Source organism: Acidovorax sp. HMWF018, assembly GCF_003061035.1.
GTDB lineage: Bacteria > Pseudomonadota > Gammaproteobacteria > Burkholderiales > Burkholderiaceae_C > Acidovorax > Acidovorax delafieldii.
The window spans coordinates 17896-22750 of record NZ_QAIM01000471.1 but is presented as its reverse complement, the minus strand read 5'-3'; the positions used below and the strand labels follow the sequence as shown (position 1 = coordinate 22750).

Annotated in this window: 5 protein-coding genes; 2 read left to right on the top strand and 3 right to left on the bottom strand. The window is 65.7% G+C overall.

Translation table 11 applies throughout. The annotated features are described in order from the left end of the window. The 3 genes from DBR23_RS19880 to DBR23_RS19870 all read right to left on the bottom strand — a co-directional run. The coding region (locus DBR23_RS19880) for an efflux RND transporter periplasmic adaptor subunit (protein WP_233250599.1) at positions 1-1258 on the bottom strand (1258 nt) is incomplete at its 3' end. Between the two features lie 192 nt (positions 1259-1450). Continuing rightward, a complete protein-coding gene (gene rnhA / locus DBR23_RS19875) occupies positions 1451-1900 on the bottom strand; it encodes a ribonuclease HI (RefSeq protein ID WP_015013609.1) in 450 nt (149 codons plus the stop codon). Positions 1901-1976: 76 nt separating this feature from the next. Further along, positions 1977-2831 carry a class I SAM-dependent methyltransferase gene (locus tag DBR23_RS19870; RefSeq protein ID WP_233193722.1) on the bottom strand — a complete coding sequence of 285 codons (855 nt, stop codon included), beginning with the start codon at positions 2829-2831 and terminating at the stop codon, positions 1977-1979. Between DBR23_RS19870 and gloB the strand changes: the two genes are divergently transcribed. After that, entirely contained in the window at positions 2830-3606 is a 777-nt protein-coding gene (gene gloB / locus DBR23_RS19865) for a hydroxyacylglutathione hydrolase (protein ID WP_108499342.1), read from the top strand. The genes DBR23_RS19870 and gloB overlap by 2 nt on opposite strands. After that, positions 3603-4855, top strand: a 1253-nt coding sequence (locus DBR23_RS19860; RefSeq protein WP_108499355.1) for a transglycosylase SLT domain-containing protein, incomplete at its 3' end; no start/stop codon positions are given. The genes gloB and DBR23_RS19860, both read left to right, overlap by 4 nt.

The following is a 4855-nucleotide window of genomic DNA, read 5'->3' as shown; positions in this document are numbered from 1 at the left end:
GCGCAGGCGCATCAGCCACCGGCGATGCCTTTTGGCCCGCCCCAGTCGCAGCACCTGAAGCGCCCGGAGCCGGCCGCGTTGCAGCGGCCGCCGCACCACCGTTGCCCTGCTTGCCCAGCTCCACCACGCGCACCTCGGTGCCGTCCTTGCGGATGCGCTGCTGGCCCGCCGTGACCACCAGGTCTCCGGCGCTCAAGCCGTCCACCACCTCCACCCACCCAGGTGAACGGACGCCCAGTTTGACCGGCGTGCGGCGCGTCACCTTGCTGCTGGGCTCCTTGCCTTCTACCACCTTGAGCACATAGGGGCTGGTGCCGTCGGGCACGATGGCTTCCTCGGGCACCACAAGCGCGTCGCTGCGTTCGGAAAACACGGTCGTCACCCGCGCGAACATGCCGGGGCGCAGCTGCAGGCGGCGGTTGTCGATGCAGCCACGCACCGCGATGGCCCGCCCATCCGCATCGATCTGTGGGCTGATGGCCTGCACCACGGCGGCGTAACGCGCGCCCGGCAGTGCATCAAAGGTGACCTGCGCGGTCTGCCCCGGGCGCACCTTGCCCTGCAACCGCTCGGGCAGGCGGAAATCGACATACACCGCATCAAGGTCTTCGATGTTGACGATATCGGCCCCGTCCTTGAGGTAGTCGCCCACGTTCACGCCCCGAATGCCTGCGATACCATCGAACGGGGCCAGGATCTTCAGGCGCTGGGCCGTGGCCTGGGCCAAAGCCAGCTTGGCCTGGGCCACTTCCAGGTTGGCCGCACTCTCGTCCACCGAACGCTGGCTGATGAAGCCCTGGGCCACCAGCTCCTGATTGCGCTTGTGGTTGGCCCGCGCAATCGACAACTCGGCCTGGCTTTGCTGGATCTGCGCACGCGGCAATTGGTCATCCAGCTGCACCAGCACTTGCCCGCGCCGCACACGCTGGCCGTCACGGAAGTTGAGCTGGGTGATACGCCCGCCCACCTCGGGCCGCAGCATCACGCTCTGGCGCGACCGCAGGCTTCCCACGGCTTCGGCATCGTCGCGCAGCGCCATCTGCCGCACGGTCACCGTTTCCACGGCCACGGGGCGGCCAGCACCGGCGGGCGTAGCGCCACCAGCCGATGCGCCAGCGCCAGCGCCTGCACCGCCCGCCCCGGCCTCGGCACGCTGCTGCGGCTGCACGGGCTTCTGCAGCCACCAGGCAGCGCCCGATGCGGCAGCGATGCCGATGACAGCGAAAACGAGGTACTTGTACTTGCTCTTGGACGCCATGGGTCAATCAATCCAGTGAGGTGGGATGCGCAGTCACACAATGTAACAGTGGGTGTGTGCAGTCGCAGCCACCCGCAGCAATATCCCGGAGCATTCGCCGCTGGTGCGTGAAGGCCGTACTGGCCGCATCGGACGCGGGCACAAAAAAAGCCTCCGAAGAGGCTTGCATGCGGTGAGCAGCTGGCAATGGATCTACCTGCGGCCCAGAGCCTGGTCCACGCCCCGGTTGGCCAGCGCGTCGGCCCGCTCATTGCCCGGGTCGCCCGAATGCCCTTTCACCCAGCGCCATTCGATGCGGTGCCCGCCGGTGCTGACCAGCGCATCCAGCCGCTGCCACAGCTCCACGTTCTTGACCGGCTGCTTGGAGGCCGTGCGCCAGCCCTTGGCCTTCCAGCCATGGATCCACTCGGTAATGCCCTTGCGCACGTACTCGCTGTCCAGGTACAGCGTCACGGCACAGGGTCGCTTGAGGGCCGACAGCGCCTCGATCACCGCCATCAGCTCCATGCGGTTGTTGGTGGTACCCAGTTCGCCGCCAAACAGCTCTTTTTCGGTCGCTCCGGAGCGCAGTAACACGCCCCACCCGCCGGGGCCCGGATTGCCCTTGCAGGCGCCATCGGTGTAAATCTCTACCTGGTTCAAACTCTGTTCCTGACAATGAGGTGGATGGTTGCCATGACGGGGCATGGAAGCCCAAGGCAACCGCGAAAGGCTGTGCTCAAGGCTTGTGCCGGGCTGCAGTGGGCGCAGTGCGCGAAGGATTCACCCCGCTTTGAGACACCCGGTTGGCGATGGGCACGGTGCCCGCAGCACGCTGGCGGTGGGTGCGCCAGGCGGGCTCCAGCAAACGCATGCCATGCACCCGTTTGACGGCCACCAGAAAATACGCGGCACCCAGAATGGGCCACCATTTCTCACCCAAAGGGTCCATCCAGCCAAAACGCTCCAGCCACTGCGCGCTGCGCACCGCTGGACGATAACAGCCAAATCGGGCAGATTCGACCTCGAAGTTCAAAAGCCGCAGCCAATCGCGCAGGCGGCGATAGCCGATGAACTCGCCCACGTCGGGCAGATACAGCGTGCCCCGCCCCAGGCGCTGGTACAGCCGCGCGCGCCGCTGCCGCAGGCCCCACAGGCTGGTGGGGTTCAGGCCGCTGATGACCACACGCCCTTCAGGGACCAGCACCCGCTCCACCTCGCGCAGCGCGGCATGGGGGTCGATGCTCAACTCCAGCGTGTGGGGCAACACCAGCAGGTCCAGGCTCGCTGCGGGGAAGGGCAAGGCCACAGGCTCGGTGAGCAGGTCCACCGCGCGGCGCTGCAGCGGCCCATCGTCATCACCGGTCTCCACAAAGGCGATGGAGCCCTCCACGGCCTCCTGCCCCATCGCCAGCCACTGGTGGGGCATGCGGTTGGCGCGCAGGCCGTCCAGCAGCGGCATGCCGAGCTGGAGACTGTGATAGCCAAAAATATCGGCCACCGCCTCGTCAAAGCGTGCCTGCTCCCATGCGAGCAGGTAGCGGCCAGGGGGGGAGTCGAACCAGTGGTGCAAACCTATAATTTGATCGCTCATGAACTTGCTACCGCTGCCCGCCTTTACCGACAACTACATCTGGATGCTGCACGACGGCCGCCAGGCCATCGTTGTGGACCCGGGAGAAGCCGCGCCGGTGGAGCAGGCCTTGCACCGCTGGGGCCTGTCATTGCAAGCCATTCTAGTCACGCACCACCATGCCGATCATGTCGGCGGAGTCGATGCCCTGCGCCAAGCCACCGGTGCAAGGGTGTATGGCCCAGCGCGGGAGCGCATGCCCGAGCCGCTGGAGCGGCTGGCGCAAGGCGATACCGTCAACGCGCTGGGGCTTCAGTTCCAAGTCATCGACGTGCCAGGGCACACGGCGGGCCACATTGCCTACTACTGCCCCGAGATGGACGGAGCGCCCCTGCTTTTTTGTGGCGATACGCTGTTCTCAGGCGGTTGTGGCCGGCTGTTTGAAGGCACACCTGCGCAAATGCTCGACTCGCTGGACCGGCTGGCGGCACTGCCTGGCAACACCCGGGTGTGTTGCACCCACGAGTACACACTGTCTAACCTGAAGTTTGCGCGGGCCGTGGAACCTGGCAACGCCGCCCTGCTCAACTACAGCAGCCAATGCGAAGCCCTGCGGGAGCAGAACCAGCCCACACTGCCTTCGCACATGGCGCTGGAGCGAGACATCAACCCCTTTCTGCGCGTGCGGCAGGGCCCGGTGGCGCAAGCCGCCCAGGGCTACGACGCGCAGGTGCCCCTTGACGACGCCGTAGCGGTGCTGGCCGCGCTGCGTCAATGGAAAAACGAGTTCCGATGAAAATTTTGCACATTGCCTGCCTGGCCGGCCTTTTGTGGCTGACAGGCTGCGCCACTACGGGCTCGACGCCCGACCAGGCGCCCGCCAGCGGAAACACCACCAGCACCAAGGGCCCTGCGTCGCCCCACACCCCTGTCATCCCCAACGGCCCGCTCAAACCCATCACTGCCGCGCAAGCCACGAGTGGCGAGGTGGCATCGCTCTCGGCCCCCGCCGACTTGTGGGACCGCATCCGGCGCGGCTTTGCCATGCCCGACCTGCAGCATGAGCTGGTACAGGACCGCGAGCAGTGGTACGCCACGCGCCCCGACTACATGCAGCGCATGACGGAGCGTTCCAGCAAGTACCTGTTCCATATTGTTGAAGAGCTGGAACGCCGGGGGATGCCGACCGAACTGGCGCTGCTGCCCTACATTGAAAGCGCGTTCAACCCCCAAGCGGTATCGAGCGCCAAGGCCGCAGGCATGTGGCAGTTCATGCCCGCTACGGGCAATTATTTCGACCTCAAGCAGAACGCCTTCCGCGACGACCGCCGCGACGTGCTGGCGTCCACCCGGGCGGCACTCGACTACCTGCAAAAACTCTACGGCATGTTTGGCGACTGGCACCTTGCCCTGGCCGCCTATAACTGGGGTGAAGGCAGCGTAAGCCGGGCCATTGCCCGCAACCAGAAGCTGGGCCTGGGCACCACTTACACCGACCTGAACATGCCTGCGGAGACCCGCATGTATGTGCCCAAGCTGCAGGCGGTCAAGAACATCGTGGCCAACCCCGATGCCTTCCGCACAGAGTTGCCCCTGATTGAGAACCACCCCTACTTCCAGACCGTGGACATCACGCACGACATCGATGTGTCACTGGTGGCCACACTGGCGGGTATTCGCGAGGAAGACTTCCGTGCCCTCAACCCGTCGTACAAGCGACCCGTGATCCTCGCCGCCGGGACGCCGCAAATCCTGCTGCCCTGGGACAACGCCAAGGTCTTCCAGCGCAACCTGGAGGCCAAGCGTGAAGGCCAGTACGCGAGCTGGACCGTGTGGTCTGTGCCCACCACCATGACGGTGGCCGAGGCGGCACAACGTGCTGGCATGAGCGAGGCGGATCTGCGCAGTATGAACAACATCCCGCCGCGCATGCTCATCAAAGCAGGCTCGGCGCTGATGGTGCCCCGCTCCACCACCACCCGGCAAGACGTGTCGTCCCACTTGGCCGACAACGGCCAACTGAGCCTTACCCCCGAGATCGTCAC

Bases quoted from the DNA above. Each gene is read 5' to 3' on its own strand.
- DBR23_RS19870 (WP_233193722.1), bottom strand. From the start codon at position 2,831: ATGAGCGATCAAATTATAGGTTTGCACCACTGGTTCGACTCCCCCCCT.
- gloB (WP_108499342.1), top strand. From the start codon at position 2,830: ATGAACTTGCTACCGCTGCCCGCCTTTACCGACAACTACATCTGGATG.